Annotated in this window: 1 protein-coding gene; it reads left to right on the top strand. The window is 61.8% G+C overall.

Features of this window, described 5'->3' with window-relative positions; genetic code table 11:
* A partial coding sequence (locus tag AACY52_RS30755) for a hypothetical protein (RefSeq protein ID WP_339561455.1) occupies positions 1 to 469 on the top strand: 469 nt, incomplete at both ends.

Raw genomic sequence — 469 nt, 5'->3', positions numbered from 1 at the left:
GGCAACAACACCACGATGGAGCCCTATCGCGCCTATGTCTCGGACCGGCTCAACGCCGATCAGCACGAGATCGGCTTTCTCAGCCAGAGCGCCTTTACCGGCCTTGCGCAAACGCTGGCCTACCTCGCCCCCTCCATCCTGGTCTATGCGGGAATGAGCCGCGATGCCGTCGACCTGAATGGCATCCCGCACATTACGAAAGCAGCTTTTCTGATCGGCGCGGTGCTGTCCCTTTCGACGATCCTGTGGTCGGTTCTGTCGGTCCGCGAGCTTCCCCTGACGGCGGCCCAGATTGCCGAGTTGCGCCGTACCCCGTTATCGGTCCGTAGCACGCTGCGCGAGATTGGCGACGCGATCCGGGAAATGCCGCCGACGATGCGACAATTGGCCGTGGCGATGCTGTTCCAATGGTATGCGATGTTCTGCTACTGGCAGTACATCACCTTTTCGCTGGCGCGCTCGCTCCACG

This window comes from Pseudomonas sp. EA_65y_Pfl1_P113 (assembly GCF_963970525.1).
GTDB lineage: Bacteria > Pseudomonadota > Gammaproteobacteria > Pseudomonadales > Pseudomonadaceae > Aquipseudomonas > Aquipseudomonas tritici.
This window is presented reverse-complemented; position numbering and strand designations above follow the sequence as displayed.